Here is a 16,450-nt window from a genome sequence, read left to right on the forward strand (position 1 = left end):
GGCGGTCCTCCGGTGCGGGCGAGCATAGCCCGGCCGGCATTTGGCCCGACAGGCCCGCGGTGCTAGCGTCGCGCCCTGACCTCGGGAACCGGAACCGGACATGCGCACTGCCGCGTTGCTCAGCCTCGCCTTGTTGCTTGTTGCCTGCCAGCGTCAAACGAGCGCGCCCACCGCGCCTGCCGCCCAGACGAAGGAAACCTACGACACCTCGGCCGGCGCCGATGCGCGTCGCATCGAAGCCGATGTGCGCTTCCTCGCCGACGACCTGCTCGAAGGCCGCGAGGCCGGTACGCGCGGCTATGACCTGGCCTCGCTGTATGTCGCCCAGCGCATGCGCGCGACCGGGCTCGCACCGGCCGGCGACGACGGCAGCTACTTCCAGCGCGTGCCGATGCTGCGTGGCGTGATCCAGGCCGAGGGCAACGAGCTGGTGATCAACCGCGACGGCCGCAGCACGGCGCTAACGTTCCGCGAACAGTTCCTGCCCAACGTCAACTACAACGAGGCCGATGCGCATGTGGAAGCGCCGGCGGTGTTCGTGGGGCAGGGCGTGTACGCGCCGGAACTCAAGCACGACGATTTCGCCGGCGTCGACGTCAAGGGCAAGATCGCGGTGGTGTTCAACGGTGCGCCGGCGCGCTTCGACAACGACCGCCGTGCCTTCTATTCCTCCAGTCGCACCAAGGCCGAGGAACTGGTGCGGCGCGGCGCCGTCGGCGTGATCGCGGTGCAGAGCGACGAGGACGAGAAGAAGCGGCCGTGGACACGCGCCGCCAGCAACTGGAACCGCCCGGGCATGCGCCTGCGCGGCAGCGACGGCAAGGGCATCGACACCTGGCCGCAGCTGAAGGTAGCCGCCATGATCAGCGCCGCAAGCGCCGACGCCCTGCTGTCGGCCAATGGCCGCAGCGCCAAGGGCCTGTTCCAGGAGCTGCGCGACGGCAAGCTGCGCGCGTTCGAGCTGCCGGGCACGGTGAAGTTGTCGGCGCGCACCGAGATCACGCCGATCGACTCGCGCAATGTCGTCGCCCGTGTCGATGGCACCGATGCTGCGAAGAAGTCCGAGTACGTGGTGTTCAGCGCCCACCTCGACCACGTCGGCATTGGCGCGCCGGTCAACGGCGACGCGATCTACAACGGCGCGCTCGACAACGCGCTCGGCATCGCGGTGATGCTGGAGGCGGCCAATCGCCTCGCCCACGCGCCGGCACCGACTCAGCGCTCGCTGCTGTTCGTCGCCGTGACCGCCGAGGAGAAGGGCCTGCTGGGCGCGGAGTGGTTCGCCCGCAACCCGACCGTGCCGCGCGAGTCGATGGTGGCCAACGTCAACATGGACATGCCGATGCTGCTGGCGCCGACCGACGACGTCGTGCCGATCGGCATCGAGCACTCCAGTCTGCAGGCGCTGGTGCAGCAGGCGGCGAAGGAAGTCGGCGTCGGCCTGTCGCCGGATCCGTCGCCGGACGAGGTGGTATTCGTGCGCAGCGACCAGTACGCCTTCATCCGCGCCGGCGTGCCGGCGGTGTACCTCGATGGAGGCTACAAAGGTGAAGGCGCCCAGAAGATCCAGGAGGCGTTCCTGAAGGAGCGTTACCACCAGCCCGGTGATGATGTCAGCCAGCCGATCCAGTACGCCGATGCTGCGCGCCTGGCCCTGCTCAACGCCCGCATCGGCAGCCTGATTGCCGACGCGCCGCAACGCCCGGCATGGAACACGGGCGACTTCTTCGGCGAACGCTTCGGCCGCCAGGCGGCCGGCAAGGCGGAGGCGCACGCGCAATGAAGACGCTGGGCCTGATCGGCGGCATGAGCTGGGAATCAACGGTGCCGTACTACCGTCTGATCAACCAGACCGTGAAGCAGGAATTGGGCGGCCTGCACTCGGCGCGGTTGCTGCTGTACAGCATCGACTTCGCCGAGATCGAACGCCTGCAGATGAGCGGCGACTGGGACACCGCCGGCCAGGTGCTGGCCGACGCCGCCCGCGCACTGCGCGCCGGCGGCGCCGAGCTGCTGGTGATCTGCACCAACACCATGCACAAGGTCGCCGACGCGGTGGAAGCCGCCAGCGGCCTGCCGTTGCTGCACATCGCCGACGCCACCGCCGACGAGATCCGCGCCCGCGGGCTGCAGCGCGTCGGCCTGCTCGGCACGCGCTTCACGATGGAGCAGGACTTCTACCGCCAGCGTTTGGCGGGCCACGGTCTGGACGTGCTGGTGCCGGAGGCCGACGACCGCGGCATCGTCCACCGCGTGATCTACGACGAACTGTGCCTGGGCCAGGTCCGCGACGAATCGCGCCAGCAGTATCGACGGATCATCGCCGACCTCGTCGCGCGCGGCGCCCAGGGTGTGATCCTGGGCTGCACCGAAATCGGACTGCTGGTCGGCAACGACGACGCCACCGTGCCGCTGTTCGACACCGCGGCGCTGCATGCACGGCATGCGGCACTGGCCGCACTGGCCTGAACGCAACGGCGCTGCACCCGCGACGACGGTGACCTTCGGCCGATGCCCGGTCAGCGGGCACGGCTACACTCGCCGCTTTCAACCCCCGCAGGATGCCGTCATGTCGCAGTGGTATTTCGTCCCCGCCGGTAGCACGCAGCGCATCGGTCCGCTCGACCTTGCCGCCGCGCAGGCGCACGCGCGCCGCAATCCCAACGACCTGTGCTGGCGCGAAGGCATGGCCGGCTGGCAGGCGGTGAAGTCGGTGCCGGAGTTCGCCGAGGCGGTCGACACCCTGCCCGCGCACCTGCCGCCGTCGCCGCCGCCGTCGCGCGGGCGCAGTGACGACATCGACTACCGCATCGTCGGCAATGACATGCAGTTCGTCGAGGTCGAGCTCGACCCGGGCGAAAGCGCAATCGCGGAAGCCGGCGCACTGATGTACAAGGACGCCGCGGTGCAGATGGACACCGTATTCGGCGACGGTCGCCAGAGTGGCCAGGGCGGCGGCTTCATGGACAAGCTGATGTCGGCCGGCAAGCGCGTGCTGACCGGCGAGAGCCTGTTCACCACGGTCTTCACCCACGCCGGCAACGGCAAGGCACGCGTCGCCTTCGCCGCGCCGTACCCGGGCACGGTGCTGGCGATGAAGCTCGACGAGCACGGCGGCCGCCTGATCTGCCAGAAGGACAGCTTCCTGGCCGGCGCGCGCGGCGTCAGCGTCGGCATCCACTTCCAGCGCAAGATCCTCACCGGCCTGTTCGGCGGCGAGGGTTTCATCATGCAGAAGCTCGAGGGCGACGGCTGGGTGTTCGTCCATGCCGGCGGCACCGTGGTCGAGCGCGAGTTGCGTGCCGGCGAGCGGCTGGATGTCGACACCGGCTGCGTGATGGCCTTCCACGACAGCGTGCAGATGGACGTGCGTGCGGTCGGCGGCATCAAGAGCATGCTGTTCGGCGGTGAAGGCGTGTTCCTGGCAACGCTGACCGGCCCGGGCAAGGTCTGGCTGCAGTCGCTGCCGTTCTCGCGCATGGCCGGCCGCATGCTGGCCGCGGCGCCGCAGGGCGGCGGGCAGAACCGTGGCGAGGGCTCGGTGCTGGGCGGCCTGGGTCGCATCCTGGATGGTGACAACGGGTTCTGACATCCGTCGTTCCCGCGAAGGCGGGAACCCATGGACGTTGCCTGGGTGCCGAGGGCCGGAGCAACGTCCCTGGATCCCCGCCTCCGCGGGGATGACGAGGGATGGGGCGTGTATGCTGCGCCGCTGATCGCCCCGAGCCGCCGAGCCAACCGTTCCCATGAAGCCGCCCACCGCCCTGCGCCCGCTGCTGCTGGCCTCCATCACCGTCCTGCTCGCTTCCTGCGGGGGTGGTGAGGCGGTCAAGCCGACGCCGCCGCCGGTGGTGGTTGCACCGCCGCCCGTGGTGGCGCCGCCGCCGAAGATCCGTATCGGCGTCGCCCTCGGCGGTGGCGCGGCCAAGGGCTTCGCCCACATCGGCGTGATCAAGATGCTCGAGGCCAACGGCTTCCAGCCCGAGGTCGTGTCCGGCACCAGCGCCGGCAGCGTGGTCGGTGCGATGTACGCCAGCGGCATGGACGCGTTCGCGATGCAGAAGCAGGCCTTCGCCCTCGACGAGGCGCAGATCCGCGACTACAGCCTGTTCTCCGGCGGCGTGGTGAAGGGCCAGAAGCTGCAGGACTACGTCAACCAGCAGGTCGGGCAGAAGACGATCCAGCAGATGCGCAAGCCGTTCGCGGCGGTCGCCACGCAGCTGGAAACCGGTGACCGCACGGTGTTCGTGCGCGGCAACACCGGCCAGGCGGTGCGTGCATCGAGCAGCATCCCCGGCGTGTTCGAGCCGGTGGTGATCGGCAAGTACCACTACGTCGACGGCGGCGTGGTCAGCCCGGTGCCGGTGGATGCGGCGCGCATGCTCGGCGCCGACTTCGTCATCGCCGTGGACATCTCCAGCAAGGCCAGCGGCAAGAACCCGGGCAGCGTGCTGGGCAACATCAACCAGTCGATCACGATCATGGGCCAGCGCCTGGGCCAGCAGGAGCTGGCGCGCGCCGATGTCGTCATCCGACCGAGCGTCAATGAAATCGGCCCGGCCGATTTCGAGCAGCGCAACAACGCGATCATGGAGGGCGAGCGCGCGGCGCTGTCGATGATTCCGCAGATCCGCCAGAAGCTGGCGCAGATGCAGCGCGCGCGCATCGCCGCGCAGGCGGCGAAGGCGCCGGTTGCGCCGACCCCCGTGAAGGTTGATCCGGAGTGCGAGAAGGAAGGCTTCCGCATTGGCAGCCTGTTCGGCCGCGACGACAAGTGCGAGGCGGCGCAGGCTTCGGCGCCCTGAGGTTTCGGCGGCGACTCGGCCTTCGGCCTCGACCCCCTCCCGACCTCCCCCTGCTCGCAGGGGGAGGAGCCATCAGGCCTCTTGCCTGACCAGCGGCGCCAGCTTGCGCGGACGGCTTGGCCAGGCGTGGCGCACGATCCGCCAGATCACTTCGCCAAACTGCTTCGGCAGCGAGCCGGTGTTGTAGTGCTGGCCATAGCGCGCGCAGATCTCGCGCACTTCGATCGCCATCTGTGCATAGCGGTTGGCCGGCACGTCCGGGTAGAAGTGGTGCTCGATCTGGTGGCTCAGGTTGCCCGACATCACGTTGAGCAGGCGACCACCGGCGATGTTGGACGAGCCGCGCAGCTGGCGCAGGTACCAGTGGCCACGCGATTCGTTGCGCACTGATTCCTTCGGGAAGGTCTCGGCGTCCGCGGTGAAGTGGCCGCAGAAGATGATCATGTACGTCCACAGGTTGCGCAGGACATTGGCAACCACGTTGCCCAGCAGCACTGGCAGGAAGAACGGACCGGCCAGCAGCGGGAACACGAGGTAATCCTTCACCACCTGGCGGCCCATCTTGCGCGCGACCGGGCGCAGCGCCTTGCGCATCTGCGCGTGAGTGGTCTTGCCGGCGAGCCAGCGGCCGACCTTGAGGTCCTGTATCGCCACGCCCCACTCGAACAGCAGCGCGAACACCACCGCCACGACCGGCTGCACCAGGTAGAACGGGCGCCAGCGCTGCTCGGGGAAGATCCGCAGCAGGCCGTATCCGATGTCGTCGTCCATGCCGCGCACGTTGGTGTACGTGTGGTGCTTGTAGTTGTGCGTCTTGCGCCAGTTGTCGCTGGTGCCGGCGATGTCCCATTCGTAGGTCTTGCCGTCGAGATGGGGGTCGCGCATCCAGTCGTACTGGCCGTGCATGACGTTATGGCCCAGCTCCATGTTTTCCATGATCTTGGCCAGCGCCAGCAGCAGCGTGCCGGCGATGCAGCCCGGCCAGAACAGCGCCGGCAGCAGCGTGCTGCCGAGGATCGCGCCTGCGAATAGCAGCACGCGTCCGGCCACGCCCATGTAGCGCACGGCCTTGACGATGGTGCGGATGTAATCGGCATCGCGCTGGCCGAGCGTGGCGACGGTGCGCGCGCGCAGGGCGTCGAGCTCTTCGCCGAAACGGTCGAGCTCGGCCGGGGTGAGCGGGCGGTTGCGATGCTTTTGCTTGGCAGTCGGCGCGGTCATCAGATCGCTCACAGGTCGAGTACGAGGTCGCTGGCGGCGGCGTTGACGCACAGCCTCAGCGCGGACACCGGTTCGCCGATGGCGTCGCCGGTGTGCAGGTGTCGGGTGGTGCCAGAGACCTTGCCGCAGGCGCAGGTGTTGCAGATGCCCATGCGGCAGCCGCTGGCGAGCTTGAGGCCCTGGCCTTCCAGCGCGGTCAGCAACGACTGCCCGCGCGGCACGCTGAGGGTGCGACCGCTGGCGGCGAGGGTGACTTCGACATTGCCGCCTGCCTCCGCGTCGATGCTGGTCGGGGGCGGCGTGAATGCCTCGGCGCTGAAGCTGCGTGCGTTCGACGCGACCAGGGTGCGTGCGCTGTCGACGAAACCACCGGGACCGCAGGCATAGACGGCCCGTTGCTCGAGGTCGGGAACCAGGGCCGACAGCATTTCACTGCCGATGCGTCCGCTGTGCTCACCTTCGGCCAGCTCGCGCTCGCGCGTCAGGACGAAGTGCACGGTGAACTGCGGAAAGCGCTGCGCCAGCGCGCGCAGTTCGTCGACGAAGCACAGCTCGTCGCGATTGCGCGCCCAGTAGAGAAGGGTCAGTGCCGTCGGCAGGCCGTTCGCGGCGTGCGCGCGAAGCAACGACATCAATGGCGTGATGCCGCTGCCGCCGGCGAGGAACAGCCAGGCGCCTTCCGTGCCCTGAGGCCACGTCATCTCGCCGAAGGCCTGGCCGAGGTCGACCACGTCGCCGATGCGCGCGTCCTGGCACAGGTGGCGGCTCATGCGGCCGCCCTCGATGTGCTTGACCGTCACGGCGATGCGGCCATCGGCGCGCGGTGCGTCGCTGAGGCTGTAGCTGCGCGTCATCCGCACGCCGTCGATCTCCACGCCCAGGTTGACGTGCTGGCCCGGCCGGAAGCCGCGCCAGTGGCGATTGGGTTGCAGCAGCAAGGTCACGGCATCGCGCGACTGCGCTTCGCGGCCGACGATGCGGGCCAGCGGGCGCTCCCAGGTCCAGGTCGGGTGCAGGCGCGTGGCCCAGAAGTCGAAGACATCGGGCGCGACCCAGCGGTGAAGCAGCGACAGCGGACTTCTCGCGCGGGCGGCTCGGGGGGGCCGGGGGCGGGGGACAGCGTTCATGGGTCCACTATACAGTCACACATACAAGTGTGTATACATGTGTGCATTAATAGGTCACGCGTATGATGCCACCTTCGATCAGCCCAGCCGACTTCGTGACCCAACGTCCTGAACTGCCTGGCCCCGCAGTGCCTGCCGAAAGCGATCACGCAGCCGGCCGCAAGGCATCGATTTCGCGCGAGGACATCCTGGCCGCGGCGCTGAAGCTGATCGGACCGCACCGCAGCGTCTCCACCCTGAGCCTGCGCGAGATCGCCCGCGAGGCCGGGATCGCGCCCAACAGCTTCTACCGCCAGTTCCGCGACACCGACGAGCTGGCCGTGGCCCTGATCGACCTGGCCGGCCGCTCCCTGCGCAAGATCGTGGGCGAAGCGCGTTACCGGGCGAAGACCGACCGCAGCATCGTGCGCAGCTCGGTCGAGGCGTTCATGGAGCAGGTCCGCGCCGACGACAAGCTGCTGCACGTGCTGTTGCGCGAAGGCACGGTCGGCTCGGACGCGTTCAAGCATGCGGTCGACCGCGAGCTGAATTTCTTCGAGGAAGAACTGCGCGTCGACCTGATCCGCCTGACCCGCGCCCAGGGCATCACCCTGCGCGAGCCGGCGCTGGTGGCCAAGGCGATCACCCGCCTGGTGTTCGCGATGGGGGCGGCAGCGATGGACTCGCCGCCGGAGAAGGACCCGGAGCTGATTCGTCAGCTGACGATGATGGTGCGGATGATCATTGCCGGATCGAGGACGTTGGCGGCAAGTTAGGCGCCACTTCCGTTCGTCCTGAGCGTAGCGCAGCGAAGTCGAAGGACCCCATAAGCGACCCTTCGACTTCGGCGCTGCGCGCCTACGCTCAGGGCGAACGGTTACGGGAGCGCCGCCTCGGTGACCATGACCAGCACGTCGCTGTCGCTGCCCAGGCCATGGGCCGCAGCCAGTGCCGGATCCCCGGCCACCCGCAGCAGGCCGGCCAGGCCGGCAGCCCCCGACGGCGTCGACTCCGGACCCCCGGCCTCGCGCAGCAGGTAGACCGCTTCGACCAGCCCGGACTCGTCGACTGCCACGGCCGATGCGCCGGCCCGGCGCAGGGCGGGCAGGGCGGCCGCGGAGGCCAGGCCGCAGGCGAGCATTTCGGCGACCGTGTGCAGGTCGCCCTCGATCAGGGTCGGCTGGCCGGCTTCGAGCGCGCGGGCGACGCAGGCGGCGGCCGCAGGTTCGACCACGACCAGGCGCGCCGGGCCGCCCATGTGCGGCGCCAGTCCGTCGGCCACGGCCGCGGCGAGGCCGCCGACTCCGGCCTGGACGAAGGCATGGCTGGGCCGCACGCCCAGTTCGCCCAACTGCACGCCAAGCTCGTCAGTGATCAGCCGGTAGCCCGCCATGACGTCGGCGACGATCTGGTTGCCGGGATCGGGATCGGTGTCGGCGATGAGCAGCCCGTCGCCGGCCGTGGCCGCTGCCGCCGCGGCATCGACTGCGTCGTCGTAACTGCCATCGACCATGACGATCTGCGCACCGCGATCGGCGATGCGCTGCACGCGCACCGGCCCGACCGACGCCGGCAGGTAGATGCGTGCGGCGGCGCCGGCGCGCTGCGCGGCCAACGCCACCGACAGGCCATGGTTGCCGTCGCTGGCGCAGATCAGTCGCGGCAGCGCCGTCGCGTGCGCGCTCGTCGTGGACAGCAAGTCCTGCAGTGACGCGGCACCGCTGGCGCGCGCCAGTGCACGCAATCCGGCAATCATTCCGCCGAGCACCTTGAAGTTGCCGAACGGTCGCTGGCTTTCGAGCTTGGCGAAAACGCGGCCTACGCCTGCGGTGGCAGCCAGCCGCGGCAGTTCGACCAGGTCCGTCGGCCGGTAGTCGGGAAACAGGAGGGCGAAATCCGCCGCGGTGTTGTGTGTCGTGCTGTCCATGTCGTCATCCTGCGTGTCCATCTGCGGTGATCAATCCTCGAGCGGCACCGGGATGGTGAGGCCGCGCTTGACCACGCTCATCGCCACGTTGGTGGTGAAGCGCGCGACGTTGGGATTCTCGCTGACCAGCCGGCCCATCAATGCATCGTACGTCTCGGCGTCGGGGGCGGTGACGACGAGGACGAAGTCGGCCTCGCCGGTCACGTAGAACGCCTGCTGCACGTGCTCCTGCGCGGCCAGCCACTTGCGCAGCTGCGACAGCAGGTCCGGGCGCTCGCGCTCGACCTGCAGCGAAACGATGAAGAGCGTCGTGCGGCCCACCGCCCTGGGGTCGACGATCGCCGACTCGCGTTCGATCACGCCCTGCTCGCGCAGACGGCGAAGGCGTCGCTGGATGGCCGACGGCGACAGCGCGACGTGCTCGGCAAGCTTGTCGGCGGTCTGCCCGGAATCCTGCTGCACCAGGTTCAGGAGTTGTCGGTCGAAGCGGTCGAGTTCCATGGCGCGCAGCTTATCGCGGCGGCGGTGCAGGAATTGCGCGTGAGGGCGGGGCATAACGCCGTGAACCTGCGCGCTGGCGGCGCCAGTATTCGTGCTCCGGGAACCCTGACCTGACCATCCGACCTGGCCGCCATGCAGATGCAGCTCCTGTACCAGACCCATTCCCCCTATGCGCGCAAGGCGCTGGTGTTCGCCCATGAGGTCGGCCTGGCCAGCTCGATCGAGGTGGTGCACCACGAGACCAGCCCGACGCGACGCAACGAGGATGTGTTCGCGCGCAACCCGCTGGGCAAGGTGCCGATACTGCTGCGGCCGGGCTTGCCGCCACTGTTCGATTCGGACGTGATCTGCGCCTGGCTCGACACCCGGCACGATGGCCCGCGATTGATTCCTGTCGACGGCGAGCAGCGCTGGCACGCGCTGCGCGTGCAGGCGGTTGCGCAGGGCCTGGCCGACGCCGGCATCGCGGTCCGCTGGGAAACGGTGCGGCGCCCGCAGCACCTTCGCTACCCGCCGCTGCGCGACGGCTACATCGCCAAACTCGAGAGCAGCTACGACTGGCTCGAGCGCGAGCTCAATGTCGATACGCTGCATGTCGGCCACGTCGCAGTTGCCTGCGCGTTGGACTGGCTGGAGTTCCGCCAGCTGCCATCGTTTCGCGAGGGGCGGCCGCGACTGAGCGCGTGGTTCGACGCGTTCGCCGCGCGGCCGTCGATGCTGGCCACGCCGTTGTCGGGTGACACGCAGGACTAGCGCGCGGGCAAGGGCATGCCGCGGAAGGCTTTCACCGTGCGCAGGACGAAGCTGGAGTTCACGTCGGCGACGCCGGCCTGGTTGAGCAGGCGATCGAGCAGGAAGCGCGAGAAATGCTCGAGGTCCTGCACGACGATCTGCAGAAGGTAGTCCATGTCGCCGGTGAGGGCGTGGCAGGCCACCACTTCGTCCCAGTCCTTGATGAAATCGACGAAGGTGGCGATCGCCTCGCTGTCGTGGCGCACCAGCTGCACACGCACGAAGGCCTGCAGGCCCAGGCCGAGGCGGTCGGGATCGACCTCGGCGCGGTAGCCGGCGATGACGCCCTCGCGTTCCAGCCGCTGCACCCGGCGCAGGCAGGCCGACGCCGACAGGTGGACGCGCTCGGCCAGCTCGGCATTGGTCAGGCGGCCGCTGCGCTGCAGTTCGGCAAGGACCAGCAGGTCGGTCCGGTCCAGTTCCACGGCGGCCATTTCGTGCGCTCTCTTTGGCAAAGACGCAAGAATATTGCGCCGTAACCGGATACCCGCGCAACTACGCAAGCTTATTGCGCGGTCTGGCCGCTAAAGTCAGTGATCAGTACAAGGAGTCCCCCATGAACTCAGCTACCCCCAGCCGCGTCGAACACCAGCTCACCGACAAGGGCTATGTGCCGGTGTACACGACGTCGGTGGTCGAGCAGCCGTGGGCGAGCTACAGCCAGGCCGACCACGACGTCTGGGCGACCCTGTTCAAGCGCCAGCGCGAGGTCCTCGTCGGCCGCGCCAGCGACGAGTTCCTGCGCACCCAGGAAGCGATGGGCATGACGCCCGACCGCATCCCGAAGTTCGAAGACCTCAACCGCATGCTGCGCAAGGCGACCGGCTGGGAGCTGGTCGGCGTCGAGGGCCTGTTGCCGGAGCTGACGTTCTTCGACCACCTGGCCAACCGCCGCTTCCCGGTGACCTGGTGGATCCGCAAGCCCGAGCAACTCGACTACCTGGCCGAGCCTGACCTGTTCCACGACCTGTTTGGGCACGTGCCGCTGCTGATGAACCCGGTGTTCGCCGACTACATGCAGGCCTATGGCCGCGGCGGCGTGAAGGCACACGGAATCGGCCCGGACGCGCTGGTCAACCTGACCCGCCTGTACTGGTACACGGTCGAGTTCGGCCTGATCCGCCAGCCCGATGGCCTGCGCATCTACGGCAGCGGCATCGTTTCGTCCAAGGGCGAGTCGATCCACTGCCTGGAAAGCGCGTCGCCGAACCGCATCGGCTTCGACCTCGAGCGGATCATGCGCACGCGCTACCGCATCGACACCTTCCAGAAGACCTACTTCGTCATCGACAGCTACGAGCAGTTGATGGAAGCGACCACGCCGGACTTCACGCCGATCTATGCCAGCCTGGCGCAGCAGGAGTCGATCCCCGCCGGCAACGTGCTGGCCACCGACACGGTGTTCAACCGCGGCACCGGCGAAGGCTGGGCGACCGACGGCGACGTCTGACACCGTCGTCCCTCCGCCTGACACCGTCATCCTTCCGCCTGACACCGTCATCCCGGCGTACGCCGGGATCCAGGCCCGCAACCTCGAAGCTCCCTCACGTCATCCCGGCGAAAGCCGGGACCCATCTGCTCTAGCCCTGCACCGCCTGCCACGCCTGATGGCCGTGCCGCGCCGGCGCAGCCGCCAACAGCTGCCTCGCCAGCGTCCGCGCCGCCACCCGCAACTCCGGTACCGCCGTGATTTCCCACAACTGCGCGCGCAGCAGCGGACCGAGCGCATAGAGGCCACGCACCACGCTGCCGTTGCCATCGAGCGCCTCGAAGCGCGGCGACGCATTGATCCCCAGCCCGAGCGGGTCGGCACTGAGCATCCCCGAGTCGCGCAACTGCGCCACCAGCGGATGGCTGGTGCGCTCCAGGTCGGTATCGAAGCCGGTGGCGCGGATGAGCACGTCGAACTGCTCGCTGCTGGCGTGGGCGAAGCCGCGTTCGCGAATCAGCACCTCGATTGCGTCGCCGCCACGGCGCGCGCGCAGCATCCGCCCGGCGCGGATGCGCAGCCGTCCACGCACGCGCAGCTCTTCGATCTCGTTCGCCAGCGCCGGCGCCAGGCGGTGGCGCAGCACTTCCCAGTGCGCGCGCAGGTGGCGCAGGAACTGACCGCGCTGCGGCACCGGCAGGCCACGCCAGAAACGCTGGATGTACGGCCGCAGCGCATCGATCAGCGCACGCCAGTCCGGCACGATCGGTATCAGCGTGCGCAATGCCCGCACCAGTTGCCGCAGGTCGTGGCTGTTGAGCGCCTGCAGCACCGTCGGCGGCAGCGCGATGGCCGCGATGGGATCCTCGCTGTGCGCGTTCGGCAACAGGCCGTGCCGCGACAATGCGGTGATCGGCCCGCGATGACCACGGCGGTGCAAGGTCGTCACCACGTCGGCCATGGTCAGGCCGGTGCCGATCACCAGCACGCGCGCGCCGGGTGGAACGTTGTCGATCGCACCGGTTCCGTCCAGCCCGTTCTGCCAGGGCCAGCCCAGGTAACTGGGATGCACGGCCAGGCGCGGCCCGACGCCCGCCAGCGGTTGCGGCGGCAGCGCGCCCACGGTCAGCACCACCACGTCGCTGAGGAAATCGGCGCCGTCGGCGAGATGGATGCGGAAGGCTCCGGCATCGCGCTGGATCGCGATCGCCTCCTGCTCGACCCGCGCCAGCGCCGCCAGCGACACCTGCGCGGCACCGTGCAGGCGTGAATGCAGGTACTCGCCGTAGACCAGGCGCGGCAGGAAACTGTGGCGCGCGCGTTCGGTCAGGCTCAGCCAGTCGGCGAACTCGCCGGGATGGTCGGACGTGGCGCCCAGGTCGCGCGCCCTGACGTTGAGCAGGTGCTCGGGCCGCGCTTCGCCATAGGCAACGCCGCGACCGTAGCTGTCGGGCGTGCCGACCAGCTGGATGTCGACGCCGGCAGGCGCGGCCCGCGCCAGTTCGGTGGCCAGTACGCAGCCGCTGAATCCTGCACCGATGATGCTGATCCGCATGACATCCACTCCGTCGCTGTCGGGGCGTCCATTGGTAACCGGACTGCGCGGCGCGGTGGTAAATCTGCGGTTATCCGGTCGGAACGCTTTTTCAGCGCGACATAACGGATTGCCATATCGCTCAGCGGGCGGGCCGGCACTGCGCATCCACGTCGGTGTCGAGGTGGCTCACGCACAGGCTGAAATCGGCCGGGAGGTCGTTGCGCTCGCGCGCCTGGCCGACCGCGACATCGAACGCGCCGGCAGGACGCCGATCGGCGAACAACACGTAGTGGCAATGGCCGCTGGCACTGCGCAGGCATTGGAAGCGGACCTTGCCGTCGGCGACGTGCGTGCTGCTGAGCAGGGTGTCCACGCCGTTCTCGGCGCTGCGCGCAACGAGCGTGGTGCCACCGCCGCCAGTGCCGCCTGCCAGGCCAACCAGGCTGAGGAGAAAGTAGACGAAAGCCATAACACTGCGCATGGGGCATCCTTCCGCGGCAACGAGGCCGCGAGCGTGGGTACTGCATGACGATGGGTCGGCGGTCGCGCCGGCTGGCGTGCTGTTACATCTGTTTGAACAGCGCCATGAAGGGCTGGCTGACGGTGAGAGTTTCCGGACGCTGGCGCAGGCGCACCACGCCCTTGCCGCTGTCGTCGCGCACGATCGATGCGATCGCCTTGAGGTTGACGATGGTGGAGCGGTGGATCTGACGGAACACGGTCGGGTCGAGCGCGACCAGCAGTTCGCGGATCGGCTTGCGGATCAGCGCTTCGCCTTCGGCGGTCATCACCACCGTGTACTTGTTGTCGGCACGGAAGTAGGCGACGTCGTCGACCATGATCAGGCGCGTGTCGCGGCCGGCGCTGGCGGTGATCCAGGTCAGCGGCGGCTCGCTGCGGCGCGGCACCAGGTCGAGGCTTGCCACCAGTTCGGCGAGCGTGGCCGCATCGACGCTGCCAGCCGCGGCGCGCGCCTGCACGCGCTTGGCGGTCGCCGCCAGTCGCTCGCGGCTCACCGGCTTGAGCAGGTAATCGATGGCACCGTGCTCGAAGGCATCGATGGCGTACTGGTCGTAGGCGGTGACGAATACCGCCTGCGTGCCCGGGCTGGCCTGTGCGGCGGCAGCGGCCACGTCCAGTCCCGTCAAGCCCGGCATGCGGATGTCGAGGAAGGCAACGTCGGGGCGGTGCTCGGCGATGGCTTCCAGCGCGCTGGCGCCGTCCTCGCACTGTGCGACCACGTTCAGCTCCGGCCAGACCTCGCCGAGCAGCTCGACCAGCGCGTTGCGCAGCAGCTCCTCGTCTTCGGCGACCACGGCGGTCATCACTTTGTTCTCAGCCACGGCCGGCCTCCTGCGGTCCCGCGACCGGGACGGTGATGGTGGCGGCGACGCCGGTGGGGAAGTTGGCCACGATCGCCAGCGTTGCCGCGTTGCCGTAGACCAGGCGCAGGCGTTCACGCACGTTCCTCAGGCCGATGCCGGTGCCGGTGCTTTCGGCGTTGAAGCCGCCGCCGTCGTCGGCCACGGTCACCGAAACGATGCGGTCGTTGCTGCGCGCGATGATCCACACCGTGCCGCCACCGGGCTTGGGTTCCAGGCCGTGCTTGATCGCGTTCTCGACCAGCGTCTGCAGCATCATCGGCGGAAGCGGCGTCGCGCGCAGGTCTTCGGGCACGTCGATCTGCAGCGCCAGGCGCGGGCCCATGCGCAGCTTGAGGATCTCCAGGTAGGCGCGCGAGCGCTCCAGCTCCACGCCCAGCGTCGACAGTGCTTCGTCGGTGCGCGGAAGCGAATGGCGCAGGTACAGGATCAGATGCCCGAGCATCTCGTCGGCGCGGGCCGGGTCGGTGCGGGTCAGGTACTGCGCACTGGCGAGCGTGTTGTAGAGGAAGTGCGGTTCGACCTGTGCGTGCAGCAGGCTCAGCTTGGCCACGGTCAGCTCCTTCTCGGTCACCGTCTGCGCCGCGGCCGCCTGTTCGCTGCGGCGACGCTCGGCGATGCGGCGCGCCACGGCGCGGGTGATGGCTTCGGCGTTCTCGAGGTTGGTGCCGTCGTCGACGCGGAACCAGTCGCTCCAGGCGCCGCTTTCCGGCTCGCAAATCAGCGTCACGCTGCCGGTGCCGCGGCCCGGCGTCACCGTCGCGGAAATCTGGTTGCGCGGAATGCCCAGCAGCTCCAGCGGGTTGATGTAGCGCGAGGGCGAATCGCCATAGGGCTGCAGGCGCTTTACCTTGGCGCGGATCTGCAGGCTGTCGCGGGCGCTTTCGATGTCTTCCGTGCGCGGCAGTTCGCGGATCGCCGCATCGAGCAGGTCGAAGGCTTCACCGGCCTCGAACGGAATCTCGATCTGCCGGCGCTGGCGGTTGGCCAGCGTGGTTGCGTCGACCTGGCCTGCGATCAGCCGCACCCGCCGCAGGTGCGAGACCGCTTCGATGATCACGAAGCCGATGGTGACGAAGAACAGGAACGAGACGGGCCAGCCATCGAAGCGCCCGAGCGGGGTCGCGTCGATCAGCATCGCCAGCACCAGGAACGCCAGGAACCAGGCGGCGACAAGGCGGGCGATGAAGGTGAAGTTGGTGACCATGCGGCGTGGTGGGACCGTGTCGGGATTCAGTGCGGCAGAGCATACGGGCGGCGTGCGCGGGCAGGGGCCAGGTTGCGACGGAACCGGCCATGGCGCGACGAAACGCCTGCTGGCTTGCCTACATCACGGCGCCACGCAGCCAGCGCATGGTCATGATCCCCAGCACGGTCATCGCCAGCGACCCCAGCAGGTGCAGCGCGATGGTCACCAGCGCCCAGCCGTAGGCTTCGCGCTGCAGCAGCTGCACGGTTTCGGCGGAGAACGTCGAGAAGGTGGTCAGGCCGCCGAGCAGGCCGGTGATCACGAACAGGCGCCATTCCGGTGCCACGCCCTGGCTGGCGCCGAACCACGCCACCGCCAGGCCGATCAGGTAGCCACCGCCGAGGTTGGCGGCGAGCGTGCCCAGCGGCACGCTGCCGTGCACCGGGTTCAGCCAGACCGAGAGCCCCCAGCGTGCCCACGAACCGAGCGTGGCGCCAAGCGCGATGGCCAGCAGTGAATTGAGCATGCCGAACTCCAGGGTGTCTGCGTGGCAAGGGTACG

At 68.9% G+C, this 16,450-nt stretch carries 17 protein-coding genes; 7 read left to right on the forward strand and 10 right to left on the reverse strand.

Annotated features, from left to right (window positions below):
• Positions 1–100 precede the first annotated feature (100 nt).
• The 4 genes from ACFOPO_RS10970 (at position 101) to ACFOPO_RS10985 (ending at position 4,805) form a co-directional block, all read left to right on the forward strand.
• Entirely contained in the window at positions 101–1,783 is a 1,683-nt protein-coding gene (locus ACFOPO_RS10970; protein ID WP_386703226.1) for a M28 family metallopeptidase, read from the forward strand.
• The gene (locus tag ACFOPO_RS10975) at positions 1,780–2,469 is read left to right on the forward strand and encodes an aspartate/glutamate racemase family protein (protein ID WP_386703227.1); all 690 of its coding nucleotides are present in this window, start codon (positions 1,780–1,782) and stop codon (positions 2,467–2,469) included. Before ACFOPO_RS10970 ends, ACFOPO_RS10975 begins: the two co-directional genes overlap by 4 nt.
• A gap of 100 nt (positions 2,470–2,569) precedes the next feature.
• A complete protein-coding gene (locus ACFOPO_RS10980; protein WP_386703228.1) occupies positions 2,570–3,589 on the forward strand; it encodes a TIGR00266 family protein in 1,020 nt (339 codons plus the stop codon).
• A gap of 157 nt (positions 3,590–3,746) precedes the next feature.
• Positions 3,747–4,805 (forward strand): patatin-like phospholipase family protein, encoded by a 1,059-nt coding sequence (locus ACFOPO_RS10985; protein WP_386703230.1) that lies wholly within the window; start codon positions 3,747–3,749, stop codon positions 4,803–4,805.
• Between the two features lie 72 nt (positions 4,806–4,877).
• On the opposite strand, the gene ACFOPO_RS10990 is transcribed toward ACFOPO_RS10985, so the two are convergent.
• Complete coding sequence (locus ACFOPO_RS10990; RefSeq protein WP_386703231.1) at positions 4,878–6,026, reverse strand: fatty acid desaturase family protein; 1,149 nt, start codon at positions 6,024–6,026, stop codon at positions 4,878–4,880.
• Between the two features lie 8 nt (positions 6,027–6,034).
• Complete coding sequence (locus ACFOPO_RS10995; protein ID WP_386703232.1) at positions 6,035–7,153, reverse strand: ferredoxin reductase; 1,119 nt, start codon at positions 7,151–7,153, stop codon at positions 6,035–6,037.
• 128 nt (positions 7,154–7,281) lie between these two features.
• Here ACFOPO_RS10995 and fabR point away from each other — a divergent pair, with 128 nt between their 5' ends.
• A complete protein-coding gene (fabR, locus tag ACFOPO_RS11000) occupies positions 7,282–7,908 on the forward strand; it encodes an HTH-type transcriptional repressor FabR (protein WP_386703315.1) in 627 nt (208 codons plus the stop codon).
• A 101-nt stretch (positions 7,909–8,009) separates the two neighbouring features.
• Here fabR and ACFOPO_RS11005 read toward each other — a convergent pair whose 3' ends face one another.
• Together ACFOPO_RS11005 and ACFOPO_RS11010 are read right to left on the reverse strand one after the other, a co-directional pair.
• The gene (locus tag ACFOPO_RS11005) at positions 8,010–9,059 is read right to left on the reverse strand and encodes a pyridoxal-phosphate dependent enzyme (RefSeq protein WP_386703233.1); all 1,050 of its coding nucleotides are present in this window, start codon (positions 9,057–9,059) and stop codon (positions 8,010–8,012) included.
• Between the two features lie 30 nt (positions 9,060–9,089).
• Positions 9,090–9,560 carry an Lrp/AsnC family transcriptional regulator gene (locus ACFOPO_RS11010; RefSeq protein ID WP_386703234.1) on the reverse strand — a complete coding sequence of 157 codons (471 nt, stop codon included), beginning with the start codon at positions 9,558–9,560 and terminating at the stop codon, positions 9,090–9,092.
• Positions 9,561–9,692: 132 nt separating this feature from the next.
• Here ACFOPO_RS11010 and ACFOPO_RS11015 point away from each other — a divergent pair, with 132 nt between their 5' ends.
• Positions 9,693–10,313 carry a glutathione S-transferase family protein gene (locus ACFOPO_RS11015; RefSeq protein ID WP_386703235.1) on the forward strand — a complete coding sequence of 207 codons (621 nt, stop codon included), beginning with the start codon at positions 9,693–9,695 and terminating at the stop codon, positions 10,311–10,313.
• Here the strand turns inward: ACFOPO_RS11015 and ACFOPO_RS11020 are convergent.
• Positions 10,310–10,786, reverse strand: coding sequence for an Lrp/AsnC family transcriptional regulator (locus ACFOPO_RS11020; protein ID WP_386703236.1), 477 nt, complete (start codon positions 10,784–10,786; stop codon positions 10,310–10,312). The genes ACFOPO_RS11015 and ACFOPO_RS11020 overlap by 4 nt on opposite strands.
• Positions 10,787–10,908: 122 nt before the next feature.
• On the opposite strand from ACFOPO_RS11020, the gene phhA reads away from it, so the two are divergent.
• Positions 10,909–11,802, forward strand: a complete 894-nt coding sequence (phhA, locus tag ACFOPO_RS11025) for a phenylalanine 4-monooxygenase (protein WP_386703237.1) — start codon at positions 10,909–10,911, stop codon at positions 11,800–11,802.
• A 130-nt stretch (positions 11,803–11,932) separates the two neighbouring features.
• On the opposite strand, the gene ACFOPO_RS11030 is transcribed toward phhA, so the two are convergent.
• From ACFOPO_RS11030 to crcB, 5 genes are all read right to left on the reverse strand, one after another.
• Positions 11,933–13,336, reverse strand: a complete 1,404-nt coding sequence (locus ACFOPO_RS11030; RefSeq protein ID WP_386703238.1) for an FAD/NAD(P)-binding protein — start codon at positions 13,334–13,336, stop codon at positions 11,933–11,935.
• A gap of 121 nt (positions 13,337–13,457) precedes the next feature.
• Positions 13,458–13,799 (reverse strand): hypothetical protein, encoded by a 342-nt coding sequence (locus ACFOPO_RS11035; RefSeq protein ID WP_386703239.1) that lies wholly within the window; start codon positions 13,797–13,799, stop codon positions 13,458–13,460.
• Positions 13,800–13,881: 82 nt separating this feature from the next.
• Complete coding sequence (locus ACFOPO_RS11040; protein WP_386703316.1) at positions 13,882–14,643, reverse strand: LytR/AlgR family response regulator transcription factor; 762 nt, start codon at positions 14,641–14,643, stop codon at positions 13,882–13,884.
• A 10-nt stretch (positions 14,644–14,653) separates the two neighbouring features.
• Positions 14,654–15,907: a sensor histidine kinase gene (locus tag ACFOPO_RS11045; protein ID WP_386703240.1), complete on the reverse strand. Its 1,254-nt coding sequence runs from the start codon at positions 15,905–15,907 to the stop codon at positions 14,654–14,656.
• Between the two features lie 118 nt (positions 15,908–16,025).
• Positions 16,026–16,415 carry a fluoride efflux transporter CrcB gene (gene crcB, locus ACFOPO_RS11050; protein WP_386703241.1) on the reverse strand — a complete coding sequence of 130 codons (390 nt, stop codon included), beginning with the start codon at positions 16,413–16,415 and terminating at the stop codon, positions 16,026–16,028.
• Between the last annotated feature and the right edge of the window lie 35 nt (positions 16,416–16,450).

Origin of the sequence: Lysobacter sp. GCM10012299, assembly GCF_042649405.1 — a bacterium.
GTDB lineage: Bacteria > Pseudomonadota > Gammaproteobacteria > Xanthomonadales > Xanthomonadaceae > Lysobacter_J.